Source organism: Lentibacillus jeotgali (genome assembly GCF_000224785.1).
GTDB classification, from domain to species: Bacteria; Bacillota; Bacilli; order Bacillales; family Amphibacillaceae; genus Lentibacillus; species Lentibacillus jeotgali.
Map to the genome: position 1 here is coordinate 140568 of NZ_AGAV01000019.1, position 23314 is coordinate 163881.

18 protein-coding genes are annotated in these 23314 nt (G+C 45.3%); 13 read left to right on the top strand and 5 right to left on the bottom strand.

Translation table 11 applies throughout. From position 1 onward, the window contains the following. The first annotated feature begins 359 nt into the window (after positions 1-359). The gene (locus ON01_RS16125; protein WP_010532040.1) at positions 360-1547 is read left to right on the top strand and encodes a M24 family metallopeptidase; all 1188 of its coding nucleotides are present in this window, start codon (positions 360-362) and stop codon (positions 1545-1547) included. Between the two features lie 103 nt (positions 1548-1650). Here ON01_RS16125 and ON01_RS16130 read toward each other — a convergent pair whose 3' ends face one another. Next, a complete protein-coding gene (locus ON01_RS16130; protein WP_010532041.1) occupies positions 1651-2637 on the bottom strand; it encodes a 2-hydroxyacid dehydrogenase in 987 nt (328 codons plus the stop codon). 683 nt (positions 2638-3320) lie between these two features. Between ON01_RS16130 and ON01_RS16135 the strand changes: the two genes are divergently transcribed. The 11 genes from ON01_RS16135 (at position 3321) to ON01_RS16185 (ending at position 16884) form a co-directional block, all read left to right on the top strand. Continuing rightward, positions 3321-4001, top strand: a complete 681-nt coding sequence (locus ON01_RS16135; protein WP_010532042.1) for a GntR family transcriptional regulator — start codon at positions 3321-3323, stop codon at positions 3999-4001. A 3-nt stretch (positions 4002-4004) separates the two neighbouring features. Beyond that, positions 4005-5357: a 4-aminobutyrate--2-oxoglutarate transaminase gene (gene gabT, locus ON01_RS16140; protein WP_010532043.1), complete on the top strand. Its 1353-nt coding sequence runs from the start codon at positions 4005-4007 to the stop codon at positions 5355-5357. A gap of 115 nt (positions 5358-5472) precedes the next feature. Beyond that, positions 5473-6915, top strand: a complete 1443-nt coding sequence (locus ON01_RS16145) for an NAD-dependent succinate-semialdehyde dehydrogenase (protein WP_010532044.1) — start codon at positions 5473-5475, stop codon at positions 6913-6915. A 26-nt stretch (positions 6916-6941) separates the two neighbouring features. Further along, complete coding sequence (locus ON01_RS16150) at positions 6942-7325, top strand: RidA family protein (RefSeq protein WP_010532045.1); 384 nt, start codon at positions 6942-6944, stop codon at positions 7323-7325. Positions 7326-7424: 99 nt separating this feature from the next. Further along, the gene (locus tag ON01_RS16155; protein WP_010532046.1) at positions 7425-8639 is read left to right on the top strand and encodes a M20 metallopeptidase family protein; all 1215 of its coding nucleotides are present in this window, start codon (positions 7425-7427) and stop codon (positions 8637-8639) included. Positions 8640-8702: 63 nt separating this feature from the next. Further along, a complete protein-coding gene (gene eutB / locus ON01_RS16160; RefSeq protein ID WP_010532047.1) occupies positions 8703-9692 on the top strand; it encodes a hydroxyectoine utilization dehydratase EutB in 990 nt (329 codons plus the stop codon). A gap of 60 nt (positions 9693-9752) precedes the next feature. Beyond that, positions 9753-10607: a D-amino-acid transaminase gene (gene dat / locus ON01_RS16165; RefSeq protein ID WP_010532048.1), complete on the top strand. Its 855-nt coding sequence runs from the start codon at positions 9753-9755 to the stop codon at positions 10605-10607. Between the two features lie 57 nt (positions 10608-10664). Next, a complete protein-coding gene (alr, locus tag ON01_RS16170) occupies positions 10665-11798 on the top strand; it encodes an alanine racemase (protein ID WP_010532049.1) in 1134 nt (377 codons plus the stop codon). A 55-nt stretch (positions 11799-11853) separates the two neighbouring features. Beyond that, positions 11854-13401, top strand: coding sequence for a Na+/H+ antiporter NhaC family protein (locus tag ON01_RS16175; RefSeq protein WP_010532050.1), 1548 nt, complete (start codon positions 11854-11856; stop codon positions 13399-13401). A gap of 246 nt (positions 13402-13647) precedes the next feature. After that, positions 13648-14481 carry an aldo/keto reductase gene (locus ON01_RS16180; RefSeq protein ID WP_010532051.1) on the top strand — a complete coding sequence of 278 codons (834 nt, stop codon included), beginning with the start codon at positions 13648-13650 and terminating at the stop codon, positions 14479-14481. An 846-nt stretch (positions 14482-15327) separates the two neighbouring features. Beyond that, positions 15328-16884: an AbgT family transporter gene (locus tag ON01_RS16185; RefSeq protein WP_010532052.1), complete on the top strand. Its 1557-nt coding sequence runs from the start codon at positions 15328-15330 to the stop codon at positions 16882-16884. Positions 16885-17072: 188 nt separating this feature from the next. On the opposite strand, the gene ON01_RS16190 is transcribed toward ON01_RS16185, so the two are convergent. Together ON01_RS16190 and ON01_RS16195 are read right to left on the bottom strand one after the other, a co-directional pair. Further along, the gene (locus ON01_RS16190; protein ID WP_010532053.1) at positions 17073-17906 is read right to left on the bottom strand and encodes a YitT family protein; all 834 of its coding nucleotides are present in this window, start codon (positions 17904-17906) and stop codon (positions 17073-17075) included. Further along, entirely contained in the window at positions 17903-19594 is a 1692-nt protein-coding gene (locus tag ON01_RS16195) for an MmgE/PrpD family protein (RefSeq protein WP_010532054.1), read from the bottom strand. The genes ON01_RS16190 and ON01_RS16195 overlap by 4 nt, the downstream gene beginning before the upstream one ends. A gap of 236 nt (positions 19595-19830) precedes the next feature. Between ON01_RS16195 and ON01_RS16200 the strand changes: the two genes are divergently transcribed. Next, positions 19831-20271: a hypothetical protein gene (locus ON01_RS16200; RefSeq protein ID WP_010532055.1), complete on the top strand. Its 441-nt coding sequence runs from the start codon at positions 19831-19833 to the stop codon at positions 20269-20271. A 271-nt stretch (positions 20272-20542) separates the two neighbouring features. Here ON01_RS16200 and ON01_RS16205 read toward each other — a convergent pair whose 3' ends face one another. Together ON01_RS16205 and rffA are read right to left on the bottom strand one after the other, a co-directional pair. After that, entirely contained in the window at positions 20543-22237 is a 1695-nt protein-coding gene (locus ON01_RS16205) for a DUF6044 family protein (protein ID WP_010532056.1), read from the bottom strand. Continuing rightward, the gene (rffA, locus tag ON01_RS16210) at positions 22200-23312 is read right to left on the bottom strand and encodes a dTDP-4-amino-4,6-dideoxygalactose transaminase (protein WP_010532057.1); all 1113 of its coding nucleotides are present in this window, start codon (positions 23310-23312) and stop codon (positions 22200-22202) included. The genes ON01_RS16205 and rffA overlap by 38 nt, the downstream gene beginning before the upstream one ends. Positions 23313-23314 lie beyond the last annotated feature (2 nt).

Sequence of the window (23314 nt, forward strand, 5' to 3'; positions counted from 1 at the left end):
CACGGAGTTAATGTTTCCGATTTTTTATTACTGGGAAGCAGATTAATGGCAGGTGCAATCATTTAAGAACGCGGTTTTTAAAGCTATTTTAAACTGATAAAAAATAAATATTTCAAATTGTTTAAAATTATAATTGACACTGTGAAATTCCGTGAATATAATGTAAATAAGAAAGCAATTGTCGACAATCGACAAAGAAGTCCAATTGTACTAGTATCCCCACTATCAAACACAGCTCTTTTTCAATCAGCATTATCAAATCCATTCCAAAAGCAAACAAGTGGATCACAAATAATCTTCAGCTATAATAGGTAAGCGTTTTCTGTGGTTTTTAGCAACACGATGGGGAGGGAAAAACTGTGTTAACATTTCCGATTTCAGAGTTTCACGAACGGCTTAACAAAACAAAGCAGCGGATGGCTGACGCCGGGGTCGATTTACTGATGATAACAGATCCGGCTAACATGAACTATTTGACCGGGTATGATGCATGGTCATTCTATGTACATCAAATGCTTATTGTTATCATTGATAATGATCAGCCGGTTTGGATTGGCCGTGAACAGGATGCGAACGCTGCTTTGCACACCACCTGGCTTGAAGAAGATCACATTATTCCTTATGGGGACCATTATGTTCAGTCATCAGTCAGGCATCCAATGGACTTTATAGCTGATTTGCTGAGAGAAAAAAACTGTGATCATAAAACAATTGCTGTGGAAATGGATGCTTATTATTTTACGGCAAAAAGTTATATGCAATTAACGAAAGGCCTGCCGAACGCGACCTTTAAAGATGGAACCAATATGGTTAATTGGGTACGCATTATTAAATCCGACCGGGAGATATCATATCTAAAACAAGCTGCCAGGATTTCCGAAAAAGCGATGGAAGTCGCTTTTGAATCAATAGAAGAAGGGGTCCGTGAATGTGATGTCGTTGCTGAAATATCGCACGCACAAATAAGCGGTACAGAGGATTTTGGCGGTGATTACCCGTCAATTGTTCCATTGCTTCCCACAGGTGAAAAGACGTCTGCATCACATTTGACCTGGACTGATGACAGGTTTCAGCAAGGCGATCCGGTCATTATTGAATTGGCCGGCTGTTTCCGTCGTTATCACTCACCGCTGGCAAGGACGGCTGTCATTGGCAAACCGTCAGAGCAGATGCAATATGTTTCGGATGTTGTCCTTGAAGGAATCAATACAACACTTGATGCGGTCAAACCGGGGATTACCTGTGAAGAACTGGAAAGTGTCTGGCGCCGTGTAATTGAAAAAAGCGGAATCAAGAAAGAGTCCAGGATGGGCTATTCAGTCGGTCTCAATTACCCGCCGGATTGGGGCGAGCATACAGCAAGCCTGAGGCCTCAAGATCGTACAGTTCTGGAACCGAACATGACATTTCACCTGATACCGGGTATTTGGATGGAAAATATGGGAGTGGAAATCAGCGAATCGTTCCGGGTAACCGAAACAGGTGTTGAAATTCTCGCCGAGTTTCCACGCGAACTGATGGTAAAGCCAAACATCCGACTGGCTTAACATCAAGTGCCGATTTCAACAGCCGGGTTGAAGTTCTCGCTCTCAATATAAAAAAGTTAGAGAAAAGCCGTACCAGTGTAGCGTGGTACGGCCGTTTTAATGATTATGCGTTCTTATCAAAGGCGTTCGGGTTAACCAGGTTCGGCGGTCTTTCTCCGTTTAGACCGGCTTCAAGATTTTCTCCGGCAAGTTTTGACATACTCAGTTCCGTCTCGTGCGTGGACGAACCGATATGTGGTGTGCTCACCACATTTTTCATTTTTAAAAGCGGATTATCGGGGTTGACTGGTTCCTGCTCAAATACGTCAAGACCGGCAGCCGTAATCTCACCATTCTCTAGTGCTTCAATCAAATCTTGTTCCACGATTGTCTGTCCACGGGAGCCGTTGATGAAAATGGCGGATTTTTTCATCTTCTGAAATTCACGCTTTCCAATCATGCCCTCGGTTTCTTTCGTCAGTGGGGTAATCATGCAGACAAAATCGGATTCCTCCAGTAATTCATCAAGGTCGCGGTATCCGGCATTGAAAGTTTTCTCAGCATCGGGTTTGCGGCTTCGGCTGTGGTATAAAATATCCATGTCAAAACCAAAATGGCCGCGTTGCGCAATGGCTTGGCCGATCCGCCCCATTCCAATAATGCCAAGTGTTTTATGATGGACATTGTTGCCATAGTGTTCTTCTCCAATTGCTTCGGCTTGCCATTCGCCTTTTTTGACAAAATGGTCCAATTCCGGGATACGTCTGGCTGTTGCGACCAGAATGCCAAACACTGCATCTGCAACTGTATCTGTCAGGATGCCGGGTGTATTGGTTCCCATAATATTGCGCCTGGTCATTTCATCCAAATTCAGATTATTGTAGCCTACCGAGACATTGCTGACAACTTTCAGATTTGGTGCATTGTTCAACAGTTCAGCATCTACAGGTGTTCCAAGTCCGATAATTCCTTCAGCCTCATTCAAATGTTCCAGAAATTCAGGGTCGTTCTTCGTATCAATGTTTTTAAAAAAACGGACATCATGTTTTTCTTTCAGATCATCCAAAACAGGCTGTTCCACACGGTTGTAGGCAATGACTTTCTTCCTCACATTCAATACCTCCATTTCGCGCTGTCTATAGGGGCTCTTTCTCTGAAGCTGTTTTTTAAACATGTTTCTAATTGATAAAAAATCCATAAACTGCGACACAAAAAACTTGTGTGCGATAATAACGCTTCGGAAATACACTACGCTTTCCGTGGGGGCTGGTGAGCCTCCGCGTGCTGACGCACTGCGGGGTCTCACCTATGCCTCTGCTCCCACAGGAGTCTCCGTGTATTTCCTCCGCTAAGTTTTGTTCACTATATCTTGGTAAAACAAAATATTTTATGACAGATAAAACTGGATTGCTTAACGCTTAAAAGCAGCTGGAATATGCGAGACTCCTGTGGGACAGCGAGCCTAAGAGACCCCACAGCGAGCGTTCTTTGCGAGCAAGGAGGCTCGTGATGAGCCCACGGAAAGCGAGTATATTCCAGCTGCGTGGTTAGAGGTTCTCGCTAACTTCTGGGTTGTGTCGTAGTTTATATCAACTCCGAACTCATGAGTAACCAATTTAACAAAAAGAGCCTTTCTTTAAAAATAGACGTAAATGCCTTTTAAGTCAATGAATTTTAAATTAATGAAAAATTCAGTTGACAATGACATGCGTCTAACTTAAGATGAATGTAAGATGTTCTTTGTCGACAATCGACATAAGACAATTTGATTATGCCAGAAAGGAGCAATTGGTTTTGCAGCCTAATAATAGCGCTATTATGCAAAAACCATTAAGCGAGCTGATTGCGGACCATCTAAAGCAGAACATTTGGAACGAAAAAATTCAGTTTGGCGAGCGGCTGCTGGAGACAGAACTTGCAGAACACTATGATGTCAGTCGCAGTACAATCAGGGAAGCGCTGAAGATTCTGGAAAGCGAGGAGCTCGTTGTCAGTCAGGCGAGAAAAGGGACTTATGTTGCTGATTTCACCGACAAGGATGCGGGCGAGATGATTGAATTGCGCACATTGCTGGAATCACATGCGTTTATGCAGGCAATGCCCCGTCTTAAATCTGAGGACACAAAGAAATTGGAGGGAATTGTGGGACAGATGAAAGCAAAGGCCGACGAAGAAGACTGGAATGATTTATTTGATCTTGATATGCAATTTCATAGTTACGTTGTGGGTCTTTGCGGGAATACAAGAATCATAAAGATTTATGATTCGCTTCAAGTGCAAATCAGAACATTTCTCATGCATCTTGACAGGTACTATTCAAGCACTCATGCATTTTATCATGAACACCGGCAATTGCTTGAAGCATTAGTCTCGAATGACGTGCATACATTGAATGGGAGAGTAAGAGAGCATATCGAATATGTCGAGACGAAACTGCTTGGGCAAAATAATGATATAAAATATGAGGAGGTCTAGCATATGAATAGACAATTTGCTAACGTCAAAACCGAACTGCCAGGTCCAAAGGCGAAGGAGTTGCTTGAGCGCAGACATAATGCGGTACCACATGGTGTCAGCTATGGCACGCCGACATTTGTGGAGTCAGCAAAGGGTGCGCTGCTCAAGGATATTGACGGCAACCATTTTATTGATTTTGCGGGAGCCATAGGTGTCAATAACGTCGGGCACAGCCATGACACTGTTGTGAACGCTTTACAGGATCAGGCTCCTAAATATATTCATACCGGATTTAACGTTATGATGTATGATTCGTATGTTGAACTGGCAGAAAAATTGGCAGATCTGTCGCCGGGCAGTTTTGATAAAAAAGTAATGTTTTTAAACAGCGGGGCAGAAGCGAATGAAAATGCCGTCAAGATTGCCCGTAAATATACAGGAAGACAGGCCGTTGTTTCAGTCACCGGCGGATTTCACGGACGGACCTTGCTGGCGATGTCCATGACCGGTAAAGTTAAGCCGTATAAATACGAATATGGCCCATTTGCACCGGAAGTGTACCATGCGCCATTTCCGTATAATTACCGCCGTCCCGATGGAATGAGTGAAGAAGCGTACACGGATGAACTTCTCAAACGGGTGAAGGACTTTTTCATTACGGAAGTCGACCCGAGCCAAGTCGCTGCATTCTTTATGGAGCCTGTACAGGGTGAAAGTGGCTTCATCATTCCAAATAAAAAATTTGTTCAAGGGGTCTATGAACTGTGCAAGCAGCACGGCATTCTGTTTATCGCCGATGAAATCCAGACTGGTTTCGGCCGTACAGGCAAGTATTTTGCGATGGACCATTTTGGTGTGGAACCGGATTTAGTTACGGTTTCCAAGTCAATGGCAGCCGGCTTGCCGATCAGCGGCATCATTGGCAGGCAGGAAGTGATGGATTTCGCGCAAAAGGGTGAGTTAGGCGGAACCTATTGCGGTACGCCGCTGGGCTGCCGTGCGGGATTGGCCGTACTTGAAGTCATGGAAAAAGAAAACTTGAATGATCGTGCAGTTAAAATCGGTGAAAAGGTTATGGAGAAGTTCGGCAAAATGTATGACTGTTTTGATGCCATTGGCGACTACCGCGGTCTTGGCGCCATGTGTGCGCTTGAGTTTGTTAAGGACCGTGACACGAAAGAACCGGATAAAGCGTTGACCGGCCAGGTATTGAAAGAAGCACGTGAACGCGGACTCATTGCTTTAAACGCTGGTGTCTTTGACAATGTTGTTCGTCTTTTGATGCCGCTGGTAACCACGGACGAACAGCTTGAAGAAGGACTCGATATATTGGAAGAAGCTATAGAGGCAGCAACAGTCAGTGTAAGAGTTTAAAAAACCCCACTTTAGGCTAGAAGTTAATAGAAGGCTGGTACAGTGAAAATATAGTCTGGTAATCTTTAAAAAACGTACCAGCCTGTCAATTTTTCAGGATGGGAGTGACGTGAAGATGGCAGTTAAAACAGATAACTACCTAATGAGTATTAATGGTCAATGGGTTGGCAGCGACCTTGATACGCTGAACGTTGTCAATCCAGCAAACGGTGAAACGGTCGGTACAGTCCCAAATGGCGGTGAGAAGGAAGCGGAACAGGCTGTGAATGCAGCATATGACGCGTTCGAGTCATGGTCTAATCTGACGGCTCACGACCGTGCGGTTTATCTTAAAAAGCTGAATCAGCTAATGCTGGAAAATCAGGAAGAGCTTGCTCAGATGATGACTATTGAAATGGGCAAACCGATTAATGAATCAAGAGGAGAAGTTAAATACGCAGCTTCCTTTATCGAGTGGTTTGCAGAAGAAGGAAAGCGCATCGATGGTGCAGTCATTCCGACACATGCAGCGGGAAAACGCCTGCAAGTCTGGAAAAAGCCTGTCGGTGTTGCAGCAGCAATTACACCATGGAATTTTCCAGCTGCCATGCTGACGCGTAAGATGGGTCCGGCACTTGCATCTGGCTGTACCTTTATCATGAAACCATCCAGTGAAAGTCCGCTGACTGCGGTTAAACTGATGGAGTTGTGTGAACAGGCCGGTTTTCCAAAAGGGGTCGTCAACCTTGTGACAGGGTCTTCCTCTAAAATTGCCAAAGTCGTTATGGAAAACAGCAAGGTCCGCAAAGTAACTTTCACGGGATCTACCGAAGTCGGCAAGACACTGATTCGTCAAAGCGCCGATCAGGTGAAAAAGCTGTCACTGGAACTTGGCGGTCATGCGCCGCTGGTTGTTCTTGATGATGCAGATGTTGATCTGGCCGTAAAAGGAACGGTAGCATCAAAGTTCAGAAATGCCGGTCAGACTTGTATTTGTGCCAACCGGATTTACGTGCAGGAAGGCGTTTATGATGAATATGTTGAGAAATTGACAAAGGCAGTGGAGGAACTGAAAGCCGGCGATGGCACTGATGAATCCAATGATATTGGCCCATTGATCAATCAGGATGGTTTGGATAAGGTCAAACGTCACGTTGATGACGCTACCTCCAAGGGAGCATCTATTACGACCGGCGGGAAAGCTGTTACGGATAATGGCGGTCTATTTTACCAGCCAACAGTCCTTAAAGACGTCGATCAATCAATGGTGATCATGGAGGAAGAAACATTCGGCCCTGTTACACCAGTTGAGAAAATCTCATCTGATGAAGAGGCGGTCAAACTATCAAACGATACCCCATATGGCTTGGCAGCGTACGTGTTTACCAGCAATGTTGCCCGCGGCTATCAATTGATTGAAAAACTCGATTTCGGAATTGTCGGCTGGAATGAGGGCGGCCCTTCTGCCGCACAAGTACCATTCGGCGGCATGAAAGAAAGTGGTATTGGCAGAGAAGGCGGTCACGAAGGTATTGAGGAGTTTGTTGAATCACAGTATGTTGCGATTGGCATGGGTTAATGCCGGCAGAAAAGGAGTGTTGCCAAGTGAAAGAGGTTATTGAAACGTTGAACGCTCCAAAACCGAGCGGTCCTTATTCTCAGGGCGTAAAGACAGAATCGCTTATCTTTGTTTCCGGACAGGACGGTGTGAAGCCAGATGGTGACTTAGTCGGTACCTCAATTGCAGCACAAACCGCTGCCAGTCTGGATAATATAAACAATATACTAGCAGAAAAGGATGCCGGTTTGTCAGATTTGGTCTATGTGACCTGTCATTTATCCAATTTGAATGAAGAAACAGTCCGGGAATTCAACAAAGCCTATGAATCTTATTTCGAGGATGTTGACGTAAAGCCAGCACGTATAACAATTGGCAGCCAGCTTCTTGAAACGGATGTGGAAATGACGGCAATCGCATCTGTCAGCTGATCTGATTGAGAGTCAACTATCTTGTAAAACATTTGGAATCGGCATATAGCCGATTCCATCTCATCTTGTTGTAGTTGATGATGTGGCAGGGGGGATTAAATGGCTATAACATATAATGATATACAAACAAGGGCACAGTCTATGTTTGAACAGTTAACAGCGTGGCGGCAGCATTTTCACAGGTTCCCGGAATTAAGTTTTGAGGAAGTGGAAACGTCACGCATTATCGCTGAGACGCTTAAGAAAATTCCCGGTATGCAGGTGGAAACAGAAAAGGGCTATTCCACAGCTGTTATGGGAACGCTTTCCTCAGGGGACGGCTCAACCGTTGCGATTCGGGCGGATATGGATGCCTTGCCGATTCAGGAAGAGAATGAATGCCATTACAAATCGGTTCATGACGGTGTTATGCATGCATGCGGTCATGATGCCCATTCGGCAATTGGCTTGGGTGCTGCCAGTTTAATAGGGGGGTTGTTTCAGACCGGAGAGCTTGAAGGCACGGTTAAATTTCTGTTTCAGCCCGCCGAGGAAATGGCGGATGCTTATGGATCGACCGGGGCGCCTTATATGATTAAGGCAGGTGCTCTGGATGATGTCGATTACGTGCTGGCGCTTCACATGAGCCCTGAAGATCAACTTGGCCATTTTAAGGTTCATGATGGCTACAGTATGGCAAATGTTGATGTCTTTGAGGCGGTGGTTACTGGAAGCGGCGGTCATGGCGCTTATCCGCATCTGGGGAAAGATCCGGTCTGGATGCTTGGTCCGGTGCTGCAGGCACTTCACGGGATTGTTGCCCGCCGAATCTCACCGCTTGATTCGGCAGTTATAAGTGTTGGCAGCATTCAAAGTGGTTCCGCCAGTAATGTAATCCCCTCTGAAGTTCATATTAAAGGAACGATTCGCAGTTATCATCCAGATGTGCGTGAGATGCTTCACAAAGAACTGGAAAAGGCTTTTTCCGTGGTCAGATCTCTGGATGGCGATTACCAATTGACGATAAAGCCTGAAGATCCCGCCCTGTATAATGATAAGAATGTGAACCAAACGTTCAGAGAGACATTAAAAGATCTGTATCCTCATTTTAAAATTCTTGATCAGCCGTTTGGACTGGGTGGTGAGGATTTTGCCCATATGACCCGGACGGTACCGGGAGCTATGTTTTTTGTCGGGTGTGCTGTTGGTGATGACAAAACCCGCGATCTGCACACACCAAATTTTGATATTGACGAAAATGTATTGCCAATAGGCGTCTCCATTTTAACAGAAGCATCTCGGCGGTTTTTAAGTGAGAAAAGTGATGCAGGGTGAAACAGACGGCAAAAGCCGCGATTCGCGCAATAATCATCCTGATCGTTGCAAAGGGGGTATAGCATGACAAGAAAACGCGTCACCCAGCATGATGTCTGGGCAGCAAAGCAGCGCATCTCGCCGATTGTGTCAAAATCCCCACTTATTTATTCTGAGAAACTATCAGAATATGCGGGAACGCCAATTCATTTAAAACTGGAAAATCTGAATGTCAGCAATTCGTTTAAAATCAGAGGAGCGGCAAACAAGATTCTCAGTTTATCACATGAAGAGCGAAAGCGCGGTGTGACAACGTTTTCGACAGGCAATTATGGGATGAGTGTTGCCTACATTGCTAAACAGCTCGGTATGAAAGCCATCATTTGCATTTCAAGTCGGGTGCCAAAAGCAAAAGTTGACGCGTTAAAAAGTTCCGGTGCACAGATCGAGATTTATGGTGATTCACAGGATGATGCTGAACAGCGCAGTTATCAGCTGGAAGAAGAGCACGGTCTCACTGTCGTTCATCCGTTTGATGACCCTCATATTATCGCCGGTCAGGGGACGATCGGGCTTGAACTGCTGGAAGATATGCCTGATATTGACACAGTCGTCGCGGGATTGTCCGGAGGCGGTATGCACTCAGGATTGGGTGTCGCATTGAAATCTGCTGATCCGGCTATCAAGGTTCTTGGTATTTCAACAGACAGGGGACCTGCCATGTATAAAAGCATTCAACAGGGAAAGCCGGTTGCAGTGGAGGAGCAGGATACGCTGGCTGACAGTCTGCTGGGCGGAATCGGATTAAACAACCGTTATACATTTGATATGGTGCAGCAGTATGTTGACGACATTCAACTGCTTGGTGATGATCAAATTGCCCAGGGGATGGCCTTCATGCTTGATAAACATCGCATGATGGTTGAAGGTGCGGCAGCTTCCGGTATCGGAGCGATTTTAAATAATCGCATCAACCTGGGGTCCCGGGCGGTTGTTGTCATCAGCGGATGCAGTGTTGATACAGCAACGATGCTGAATGTTATGAAGAAATATTCCGATGCAATCCCGGAGTAGTTTTTTTCGTGCAGGACCGTCACGCTGTTGACGTGATACTTAATAGAGGAGGTATTTTATATGAGTCAGATGCTATACAATGACCAGATCATGGAACGGGATAACGTTATTGATATTGAGGATCGCGGTTATCAGTTCGGTGATGGCATTTATGAAGTTATCGGTGTCTACGATGGCGAGCCGCTGATGATGGATGAACACATGGAGCGGCTGGAAAGAAGTGCCCGTGAACTTCGGCTGACATTACCCGCTTCGACCAGTGAATTAAAAAGCAATCTCGAAAAGCTGGTGGAGGCGAACGGACTTGAAGAAGGCATTATTTATATGCAGGTTTCACGCGGCATTGCCTCCCGTGAACACGGATTTCCGGCTTCCCAGACACCAGCTGTAACGGTGGCCTATACACGTGAGGAAGAACGTGAGCCGGATGTTGAAGACCAGGGTGCCACTGCAGTCCTTGCCGAAGATATTCGCTGGCTTCGTTGTGACATTAAGACACTTAATCTGCTTCCAAACGTCATGGCTAAACAAAAAGCGGTTGAAAATAACGCCGTTGAAGCTATTTTGCACCGTGGCGGCACCGTTACAGAAGCAAGCGCATCGAATGTTTTTATGGTTACAGGTGGTGAGCTTTATACACACCCGGCTGACAACTATATATTAAATGGCATTACAAGGAGAAAAATTATTCAATTATGCGATGAGCTGAATATCAATGTGAATGAACAGACGTATACAGTCGATGATTTGCTGAACGCGGATGAAGTATTTGTATCTGCCACTAAAATGGATATTATCCCGATTTTAAAAATCGATGATCAGACGATTGGCAACGGAAAACCCGGCAAGATAACAAAACAAATCTTACAGCAATTCCGATCACTATATGAGGTGGGTGCCAGAAACAAAGCATGAGGGTAGAAATCAGGTTCTCTGTTGAATGATCCGACTCTAAAAGGGGGGGGCTGTTTTTTGTCACATCCGTCAACATTAACGGCCTATGGTCCGACTGTAGCTGAAGTGGATCTGGGTGCATTTCGGGAAAATGTAAGGACTTTGAAGCATTTTGCAGGAAACAGCAGACTCATGGCTGTTATCAAAACAAATGCCTATGGACACGGTGTCGTCCCTATTGGGCAAGCAGCCGTCCAAGCAGGAGCGGACCGCCTTGGTGTGACAATGGTTGAAGAAGGTGCGCAGCTTCGGGCGAATGGAATTGATGTCCCCATTCACATTTTGAGCTCCATCATGAGCTGGCAGGCAGCAGATGCTGTTGCATACGATCTGACTGCTTCAATATCTTCGCTTGAGCTGGCAAATGCCCTGAGCAGGGAAGCTGTGGCACAGAATAAGATGGTATCAGCCCACCTTAAAATTGACACCGGCCTTCACCGGTTTGGTATTGATCCGAATCGGGCTTTGGAATTTTGCCGCCTGTGTTATGAATTGCCTGGACTGGAATGGGAAGGGATTTACACGCATTTCTCCAGTGCAGATGAGGGCGAGTGGAAGACAACTGAAGATCAATTTGCTTTATTTATGGGAACGATAGCAAAGCTTAAGAGGCATGGCTATCATTTTCCCGTTCGGCATGCCGGCGGATCAACGATTGCCATTGAACGGGAGGATATGCATCTTGATATGGTCAGACCGGGGATTGCGTTATTTGGCTATCCTCCCGAGGGTCGACAGGATCACATGATTTCGTTAAAACCGGTTATGTCCCTGAAATCACGTATCCTGCATGTACGTGAACTCCCCCCGGGGACACCTATCGGATACGGCGGCAGCTATGTAACAAAAGGCTATGAGAAAATAGCTGTCATACCGATTGGGCATGGTGATGGCTATCACCGGGCGCTCTCCAATAACGGACAAATGCTTGTACACGGCAGACGTGCTGAAATAATCGGTGAAGTGTCACTGGATCAAACGCTAATTGATGTGACACATATTGCGGATGCAGCTGATGGTGATGAAGTTATTCTGATGGGGAGGCAGGCAGGTGATGCTATTTCTGCGCGTGAAATAGCCGGCTGGATGGACAGCATCGTTGATGAAGTGCTGGCAGGGCTGAAAGAAAGAGTTGAAAGAGTTTATAAATAAGTATATAATCATAATATATTCTGAAAATTCATTAAATTAAAAAGGAGGGTAAACAATGGACTTTTTATCCGTTATACCGCCGATAGTCGCTGTTGTGCTGGCAATCGTTACCAAGCGCGTACTGCTATCATTGTTTATCAGTATCTGGGTGGGCGGGTTAATCGCTGCAGGAGGGGATCCGTTTGCGGCGGTGGGCATGACGTTTACATGGATGAAAGATGTGATGGTTGATCCGTGGAATGCCCGCTTCCTTGTGATGACCGCAATGCTTGGCTGTGGAGCTGCATTTATGTTTAAGACAGGGGGATCTCAAGGTCTTATTAACGTTTTGCGGAAAAAATTGACGACAGCAAAAAGAGTCCAGTTTTTGTCGTATTTTTTAGGACTTATCATATTTTTTAATGACTATGTAAACTCTGTTATCGTTGGAAATGCCTCAAAAGACATCGCTGCTAAACATAAGATCTCGAGGGAAAAATTGTCATATGTATTGGATTCAACCGCCGCTCCGATAGCAACCATTGGGCCGGTATCAGACTGGATCGGGTTTCAGGTATCCTTGATCGCCGGTGCGTTTGCCAGTCTCAGTATCGTCGGGCTGCAGCCATACGGTGCCTTTTTACAATCAATCCCATGGAATTTTTATGCGATTCTCTGTCTGTTGGCTGTTCCGATGATTATTGCCGGCAAGGATTTCGGACCGATGGCAAAAGCTGAAGAACGTGCTCAGAAGACAGGCAAGCTGATACCGGATGGCTCGACACCTTTGTCGTCAGTTGATCAGGATCTGGGTGAACCGCACAACAAAGATGGCAGTGTCTGGAACTTTATCCTGCCGCTGGTTGCACTGATTGGCGTGAGTATGTGGGGGCTCTGGTATTCAGGCGGCGGACCTGAAGGAAAATCCATTATGGCTGCGCTGGAAGATACCGACGTTTCTGTTGCCTTGACATGGGGAGCTTTCGCCATGACACTGGTGGGACTGATTCAGGCACTGATACAGCGCATGAGTCTAAAAGATGTTGAGGATACATTGCTTGGTGGTATACGGACGATGCTTCCGGCTCTGATTATCATTATTCTGGCCTGGTCCATTGGAACGGTAACATCCGAACTTGGCACGGCCGAATTTGTTGTGGCTGCGACAGAAAGCTGGATGACGGCAGCACTGTTACCATTCCTGATTTTCGTTATTGCCATGTTTATTTCCTTTGCGACCGGTACCTCGTGGGGGACGATGTCGATTTTAACACCAATTGCAATTCCGCTTGCATTTACGTTTGGCGGTGAAGAACTTATACCAATAGCCATCGGGGCTATTTTTGCCGGATCGATTTTTGGTGACCATGTTTCGCCAATTTCGGATACAACGGTCATGGCATCCATATTTGCAGAATCAGATCACATCGCTCATGTGAATACACAAGCGCCATATGCACTCGTCCCGGCTGGTATTGCAGGCGTCTTATATTTGAGCTATTCTTTTATTGGAAGCAGCATGATACTATTGATAACCGGTATTGTTGTTCAATTCTTTCTGTTGCGTTATTTGGGCAACCGGCATGCGAAGAAATACGCGGATGCTGACAGCAGAATTGCCTAATGGATAGGTGTCAGTAAATGCTCGATTCGGTTCAACTAACTAACAATCAGTGGGGTAAAAAGAAAACCCCCGCTGATTGCATCTACATTATTCCTGTAAAAAAGTACTGGTCCGGGCGATATATAATAGTCTAAGAATGAATACTAGAATTGACGCTGTATATTTCGGATCTTTGTACCGTCGTTTTATATTTTGTACAATAAGAGAATGAATTAAATCATGTATGCAGATATGGAGGGAATAGTCATGATTCGAAATCTTCAGGATACGGTTATGTTAAACAACGGCGTGAAAATACCCGGTTTCGGCTTGGGTGTCTACAAAGTTGAAGACGGTTCTGTTACCGTCGAATCTGTTAAGGCAGCTTTAAATAACGGCTATCGAAGCATTGATACAGCCTCTTTTTATGACAATGAAAGGGGTGTTGGACAGGGTATAAAAGAATCCGGCATCCCAAGGGAAGAGATTTTTGTTACCTCAAAAGTCTGGAATGATGAACAGGGCTATGAAAATACATTACAGGCATTTGAAGATAGTCTTGAAAAACTCGGCACGGATTACCTTGACTTATATCTCATCCACTGGCCTGTCAAAGGAAAGTATAAAGATACATGGAAAGCAATGGAAAAGTTATACGAGGAAGGAAAGGTCCGTGCGATTGGTGTCAGCAATTTCCATATTCACCACCTGAAGGACCTGATGGCTGATAGCAGCGTGAAACCTGTCATCGATCAGGTGGAATATCATCCGCATCTGACACAGGAAGAACTGAGAGCATTTTGCGAGCAGGAGAACATACAGCTTGAGGCGTGGTCCCCACTGAAAAAGGGGAGACTGATGGATGAACCGGTAATTGCGGAACTGTCTGAGAAATATGGGAAAACCAGCGCACAGGTTATTTTACGGTGGGATGTGCAAAATGATGTTATTACAATTCCGAAGACTACGCATGAACACCGTATAAAGGAAAACGCGGACATTTTTGATTTTGAATTGACGAAGGATGAAATGAAGCAAATTAGTAATTTAAATCAGGATGACCGTACCGGCAAAAATCCTGACAGTTTTGATGAACCATAAAGGCCTTTTATAATAAAACTGTTTTCTAAAAGGTCGTTGTTTTTGACAAAAACCATAAACTGCGACGTAGTGACAGGGTTGATTTCTGCTTCGGGTAGTTGCTTTTCCCGCAGGAGTCAACTGCCCTTCGCTCCAATAAACGCTATTTTAGCGCAGTGTATTTTGTTCACGATTTCTTGGTAAAGCATAGAAGCTCGATTTAAGTACAAGGAATTCTCGCGCGAAATTCGGAGAGCCATTTCGCGATTTTATGCAATCCCCGCGCGAAATTCAGAGGGTGTCGCGCGATTTTGTACAATCCTCGCGCGAAATTCGGAGAGCCATGCGCGATTTTATGCAATCCCCGCGCGAATTTCAGAGCACCCCACGATCTTGTGCCGCCTCCACCAAATCTGCTTCGAGTTGCGAGGACGTATGCTGCACCAAAATGACTTGCAACGCGACGAGCATAAAGCACGAGGAGGCTCACCAGACGCCCTAAGGTGCGCGTAGTGTATTTCCGAAGCGGTGTTTAAACGCACAAATTTTCACTATATCGCATTTTATATCAACTACCAAGAAGCAACAATAATTACGGAAAGAGCCTATATTTAAAATATCGCTATAGAAAAGGGAGAGCATTCATGCTCTTTTTTCGGTATATGGCTATTAAATTATGAAAATTTCAATCTACTGGCTACTTCTCAGATAATTCCACCTTGAAATAAACTTCCCAACTATTTTACTTATCTTATTTATCGTTTATGTGTTTAATTTAACAACTTGTCACTTTATAATGTAATTTGGGCAGAAAACGCTTGCAGTTATTCCAAATTATTTGAAAAAACGAACAGGGGAGAATACGAAATGGATAAACCGAAAAATGGGATCTTCCAGCGCTTTTTAGACGGGGTCGAGTGGCTGGGGAACAAATTGCCACATCCTATAACACTATTTGCCATATTAGCCGGGCTGGTGCTTTTGCTGTCCGCCGCTTTGCAACCGCTGGGAATCAGCGTCGAGCACCCGGGCGGAGAAGGCGAAATGGTAGAAATTAAAAATTTACTGAGTGCTGAAGGACTTGAATATATTTTTGGCAGCATGACCGATAACTTCATAGGTTTCGCGCCGTTGGGTGTTGTGCTTGTGACGATGCTCGGGATTGGGGTTGCTGAGCGGACCGGTTTGATCAGTGCATTGTTACGCGGTTTTGTTTTATCAGTGCCCACCCGCTTTATCACCCTTGGGCTTGTTTTTGCAGGTGTCATGTCAAGTGTGGCATCTGACGCAGGTTATGTTGTCCTGCCGCCACTTGGTGCATTGATTTTCGCAGCAATGGGACGGCATCCGTTAGCTGGTCTGGCAGCCGCATTTGCCGGCGTATCAGCCGGGTTCAGCGCGAACTTGGTATTATCCGGTACAGATGTGATGCTTGGTGAATTGACGATTGCTGCCGCGTCAACCATCGATCCAGCCTACGCCGAAACGATGAATATTGCCATGAACTGGTTCTTCATTGCAGCTTCCGTTTTCTTGCTGACGCTTATCGGTACGTGGGTAACCGAACGCATTGTTATTCCACGTTTGGGTGAATATAAAGGGGAAAACGCTGAGGACTCAGTAAATGATGACACCCTTGAAGGGCTTAATTCGACTGAAAAGAAAGGAATTATTTGGGCCGCAGTTTCTTTGGCTGTCGGTCTTATATTGACTGCGCTACTCGTGCTGCCAGAGAATGCGCCATTGCGTGGTACGGAAGGCAATTATATGGACCAGATCATTCAGTCACCGTTTATGGATTCACTGGTACCGATTATTGCGATTTTGTTCTTCATTCCAGGTCTTGTGTACGGAATGGTTACGAAAAATATTCGTAACGATAAGGATGTTGCAGCACAAATGTCCGACACGATGGCATCAATGGGGATGTTTATCGTTCTTGCCTTCACAGCAGGTCAATTCGTTGCTTACTTCAATGAATCCAATATGGGTACAGTGCTCGGTGTATATGGTGCAGAATTTCTCAACAGCATCAACTTAACGGGCATACCATTAATCCTGATGTTTGTCCTGTTAACTGGGTTTATTAACCTGTTCATCGGAAGTGCTTCTGCCAAATGGGCTATGATGGCACCGATCTTCGTACCGATTATGATGCAGCTCGGCTATTCGCCGGAGTTGACTCAGATGGCTTACCGTGTGGCGGACTCATCGACAAATATCATCACGCCGTTGATGACATACTTTGCGGTCATCATTGCGTTTGCACAAAAATATGATAAGAAAATGGGTATTGGTACGATGATTTCCGTCATGCTGCCATATTCAATTTTCTTCCTGATTTCATGGACCCTCATGCTGGTCGTATGGATGCTTCTCGGCATTCCGCTTGGTCCGGGTTCACCAATCGAATATGGCGGTTAATGAAAAAGTCCTTTCACTCCAAACAGAAAAGTGAAAGGACTTTTTTCTGCTAATGGTTTGGATATTTTGAGAAGGAGGTCCCGGCCAAGAGTGAAAACTTCAGCTCGAGAAAGAAAACTTCACCCCGAAAAGAAAATCCCCGCCCGAATAGAAATTCATCTTATGAATGGCACATTAAACCTCGTCAGTTACCTCCCCTTATAGCCTTTCCGGAAAATTTCCTGGACGGGATGAACGGTGACATATGCATCTGGGTCAATGTCGGTGATGATTTTTCGAAACGGTACTATTTCATACCGGCTGATGACCAGGTAGAGAACTTCCCTCTGTGCTCTGGTATAACCGCCTTGTCCTTCCAATACCGTTATACCGCGGGCCATTTTATTCGTAACAGCGTCAAGAACCTCGTCAGGGGAGCTGGAAATAATCATGACTGCTGTTCGTTCATTGGCACCTTCGACCACAACATCAATAATTTTTGCCCCGACATAAACGGAAACAAGTGTGTACATAGCGCGTTCCTGACCGATAATAAACGCTGAACCGGCAATGACAGCAATATCGATGATCAGCATGCCCTTGCCGATGGTCCATCCAAATGCCTGGCTGGCGAGCCGGGCAAGGATGGCTGATCCACCTGATGTCCCTCCTGACCGGAAAATCAGACCAAGGCCGAGACCCACCCCAAGGCCTGCGAACAAGGCTGCCAACAGCATGTCATCATTGATCTCAGATCCCCAATCGACGGTGATATGCAAGAACAGGGATGTGAAAATAATGCCGAGAATCGTATAGATAGTGACACGTTTTTCAAAAAACTTATAGCCGAATGCGACCAGTGAGGAGTTCAGCACAAAGTTAACAATGCCGGGGGACCAATCGAACAGATAATAGGTGACAATGGTTATCCCGATGACACCGCCTTCCGATAATCGGTTCGGGATGGCGAAATAATTAACTCCGATTGCAAATATAAACGATCCAATGATAATCATACATACATCGCGAATTGTTTGATTCATGTACAGCCCTCCTTCGCGGACAATGACGTATTCAAAATAATCTGCTGTCTATTATAACGAAACCTTAACCGTTTGAGAAATGGAGAGGGTTGAATGAGGGGCTTATTCACATTAATTCGCGCGATAGCTTTATATATTGCAAGCGGCTTCCGTAAACCAAAAAACAACCGGGCACTAAATTGTGCCCGGTTGTCAACAGCTCCAGTATACTTATTCATCTTCATTAAACGTAATGACACGTCCCCACAAGTCCTTGGTGCCCCAGATGCCGCGGCGGAGCACCTCCAGCTGGACGATCTGGCTGTGATCAACAAACACGTTGACTTCAGGTCCATAGTTTCCGTTAATTCGCTGATGTGCACATTTTCCAGATTCTTAATAGTATCCGCAATTTTTGCAGCGAGTGTACTGTCGATGTCCCGTGTCAGTTTATTATATTTTTCCATCAGGACATCCCAGCTGGCAGGCTGTGTTTTGAAGCCCTGGTAATCGCGTTTTTCAACATTAAAAATCCGTCCGTCTTGTGTTTCAAGTTCGATCCGGCATGCCATTTCATCCGGGAAGCGGCTGCTGTATTCATCATTCGGTTGAACGTCAACTTTTTGCAGCAGATCCTGGATGTCATCACGCATGATGCGTTCCGGTTCATATTGTTCGGGCATAACCTGACCATCAAGATAGGCTGCTGCCAGCATATACGGGAGTGAATGATCGGCCTCTTCTTTGTATCGGATCAATTTCTTGCTGCCTTCTTCGCCACCACCAATAATGTTATAGGCAACATCAAAAGTTGTGAGCCGTATTTCTTTAATGTTTTCCGGTTTTATATTTTCGAGGCTCCGAATCTCAAGCAGACCTTCAATGGAAGATTGTGAGTGAATTTCGGCATTGAAGCGTTTGATGATTGTATCGGTAACACGTTCAAGATCTTCTTTTTCCCAGTTGATTGTAAAATCGTCTGCAATCGAATCCATAAGGCCTTTATTACCTTCAAAAACTTCCCTCGGACCAGTAATGCCGTACTTGGCAAGCATGCTTGCATGAACTGCTCCCATTGCCGTATTCGGATATGCGAGACCTTTCCAATTTGACAATTCACCGGTTCGCGTTACTCTGAGTGAATTGTAGCCTGTGCCAGCGATTGAAATCGCATTGGCAATTTGGCTGCTATGAAGCTTCATTGCTCGTGCCGCTCCGGCTGCAGCACCGTATGCCCCCTGCACGGTATGATCAAAACCGTGCTTCCGGGCAGGTGCCACATCTGACAAACGGCATTGCACTTGATAAGCAACGGCCAGTGCCAGCAGGAAGTCCTTTCCGCTCGTACCGGCATACTCAGCAGCAGCTAACACAGGTGCAATGTTATTGGATGGGTGTCCGGTTTCTTCTTTTGCTAGATATGAATCATTGAAGTCAGGGTAGCGGACAGCCGCTCCGTTGTAAAATGTAGCATAATCAGGTGTCGTTTTGCCACCGCCGATTAGCGTGACATGTGATTCATCGCCGAGATGCTCTGTCATCCGGCGAATATTTCTGACCGGTTCACCATTAAGTGCACCGATTGCTGTACCGACTGAATCCAGTACACGCCCCTTCAATCCTTCCTTTGCCTCATCGGAGAGGCTATTCCAATCGACACTGTGCGCCCATTCGGCTAGCTGTTCGACCATCGTTTTTTCGCTTGACACGTGAATCACCTCCAAAATGTGTTCGAAATCCCGTCTTAACGGCTAGTGCAAATCTCCGTTTTTTGAATACTAATTAAATCATACTAAATACTTATATAAAGTGATAAGTTTAGGTTTGCAATTGTGGCATAAGCGCAAATAAGCTTTTGTAATGACATAAAGTTCCCCGGTGAAGCCAGTACTGATTTTTCTGTCTGCGTAATAAAATGGTATTAGAGATCTGCGGGAGGGCTTCGATGCGGAAAATAGCTGTTATCCTTGTCGTGTTAATCGGTGGTGCTGCAGTGTTTTTGTTTTTACATCAATCAAATGAACAACAAGCAGCTGAAGCGGCTTCAGCATTTTATGCGTATGAACAGGACGGGAATTTTTCAGATTCGTGGGAGATGTTTCATCCATTAATGAAAGAGAAGTTTGACAAAATCGATTACTTGCAGGATCGTGCGCATGTGTTTATGGATCATTTTGGTGTGGATACTTTTAGTTTTTCGGTTGGGGAAACGACGGAAATCGAGGACTGGGCGTTTGAAAATGATGCGGACACGATAGATACCGTTTATCAGGTGCCCGTCATACAAGTGTTCAAAGGAAGGTACGGGAATTTCACTATAACGCAAAATGTATTCGTAACTGACGTTGAAGGTGAATGGAAAGTGCTCTGGAATTACAAAAAATGAAGGGGCTGAGCCAAAGAGTTTTTATAATCTGATGTAAGCAGAAAATATGGTTAGTGATACAACACGCTCCGGAAATATACTTCGCGCACCTTAGGGGGCTGGTGAGCCTCCTCGTGCTTTATGCACGTCCCGTTGCAAGTCATTTCGATACAGCATACGTTCCTCGCAAGTGGCCAAGCCCCAATTAAGATTGTTTAGTATATTTGCAAGTAGGAGGAAGCTCACAATTTCATTCATATCAGTGTATGCCGCCTTCAGACAAGATTCAGCATCATCTTAAATACCACGGTTCACCCTCAACCCGGTACAAATAAATTTTATAAATCGACTCGTCATTTTCAAAGCTCCGCTCAAATGCTAGCTGGTTTTCCTCATGATTTTCAATCGGCAGCGCTGACAGCACATAATCGCCGCCCAACTCACGGAGGGCATCCGTATTGATATTCAGGTTATCGAGAACCTCATTACTGTTTTTCTTAAAGATATAATTCTTGCCAAGTTCAGCAACATACATATATAAACGGCCGCCCCACGTATCAACATAACTTTCCAGCGTTGGATTTTTGTCGAGTTCCGGGGCTATAATTTCTCTGAACCGCTGCTTGTATTCCAGCGGATAACTGTTATTATACGTATCCAGTGTGTAAAAACCGTTAAATTGTGCGATAGTTGGATGCATGGCAATGCTCACCACCCTGTATTCCGACTGATCCTTTCCAATGTACTCCTCGATCGATTCAAACAGTTCTTCGGAATAAAATTCTTCGTATGTCGGCATTCCGAGACGCTCGTATTTCAATTCTTCATTCAGCCAGAACACACTCACACATTGAGCGATGATCAGAAGGACGACAATGGTTTTCCCAAATCGCAGATGTTTCCATAAAAGCCATAGCGCTAAGGCAAAGCAGATATACCAGACCATCGGATCCAAAAAATGAATCCGGCTGAAGTTGAATGTATTGGCGAGCATCACGTTATCTTTGACAATGCGCCAGCCTTCCCAGTACCAGAATGCATACCAGAGGGAAAGTGCCGCATTGAACAGAAGCAGACTAGCGAGCAGCGTCGGTCTCAAGCGATTGAAAATGGCTACAACAAATGCTATCCCGATAACAGGCAGGATGATATATGTATGAATCGCCATGTCATGTGTATGCCCAGTTAGAAAGTTTTCGAAAAACAGGCGGATGGTTCCCATCAGACTGTTGTGTCCCAAATCGAGAGCATCGCGATGGGACGTAAAGCCACTATTTATAAACATGGAATAAATAATCATGTAGTTTTTAATTAGATAAATAGTTGTCATTGCAGCAACAGCCGTGAATAACGCCCAGTTGCTGTGTTTGAAACGAATCCAATCCACCAGCCAGATAACACCCATCAGCCCGAGGAAAAAGACAAATGTTAATATAAAGTTTGAGAAAAATGGAATTAGCATCAGCGTCAGCCAGTGATACCATGGTGCCCGCCAGCTTCTATCCCGGATGGACAAGAATAGATAGAGTGCAAGTGGCAGCCCAGCAATCGATAAGAGCCCTGACGGCCAAAAGGGGAGCATAGCAAAAGCCACAGAGACCCCAGCAACAATCCATTTTGAGCTGATAAACCGCCGCAGCAGCAGATACATCCCGAAAAATCCGGCAAATCGCATAATCGTCTGACCGATTGTGTAGGCGGTCATCGGTTCAAACAGTGTATAGAACCACACCATTATGTCAAATGGTGTGGCAAGGGTACTGCGGGGCAGCCCATTGATGACATTTGGCAGCTCGGACATCGAAAAAAATTGTCCGCTTTCTGCCAGCAGTTTATACCAGACTATATTTGAATCCATATTGTCGTGGACACGAATATGGGTGTCCTCGCCCAAAATGTAATAGGGTGACAAATAAACAGCTATCACCAGACAGGCCATTAGGATATGTTTATAGTTTGAAAAAATGTTTGATATGGCTGATGACATGATCCACATCCTTTTCTTTTATTCCATAATATAAAGGGAGACGGAGGAGTTTATTACTTTCAGCCGTCGTATAAACATCATTTCCGGCGAATTGGCCAAATAGTTGCCCAGCTTCGGATGAATGGAGCGGGACATAATGCGATACAGCCATGATCCCCTGTTCTCTCAGATAATCCATTAATTCGGAACGCCGGTCTGTTTTAATGTAAAATAAATGACCATTATGTGTGCAATTACCCGGGATAAAGGGGAGCGAAATCGTCTTAATGTCCCGGAGTCCATCATAATATTTCTGCCATGTCCGAAGTCTGTCGGCCATAATCTGATCAGCGTGCTCCAGCTGGACGGAAAGATACGCTGCGTTCAGTTCGCTTAACAGATAGGAAGAACCGATATCACGCCATGTATATTTATCAACCATTCCTTTTACAAATTGCTGCCGGTTTGTCCCTTTCTCCTGCAGGATCTCAGCCCGTTCAACGGCGTCGGGGTGATTCACGATCAACGCGCCGCCTTCACCGCATATGACATTTTTTGTATCGTGAAAGCTGAACGTGCCGAAATGACCGATGGTGCCGAGCTTTCTGTCATGATATGTACTGGTCAGGGCTTGTGCGGCATCTTCAATCACCCATAGACCATGACGGCTGGCGATATCCATAATCGTATTCATATCGCAGCTGACGCCAGCATAATGGACAACGACAATCGCTTTCGTATGTTCAGTGATGGCCGCTTCAATGGCATCAGGCGATATGTTCATTGTTTCGTGTTTTACATCAACAAATCGGATAGCCGCCCCTCTCAATGCAAACGCATTTGCTGTTGAGACAAAGGTATAGGAGGGCATAATGATTTCATCACCCGGTCCTGTATCGGTCAGAAGTGCTGCCATCTCCAGCGCTGCCGTGCAAGAGGGGGTTAGGATTGCCCGCTCACAGCTAAGATAGTCCTCCAGCCAGGAGGTACATTTTTTATTGAATGGTCCATTGCCGGAAAGTTTTTGATTCGTAATGGCTTCATGCATTGCAGTTTCTTCTTTTCCAATATAACATGGCTTATTAAAGGGTATCATTT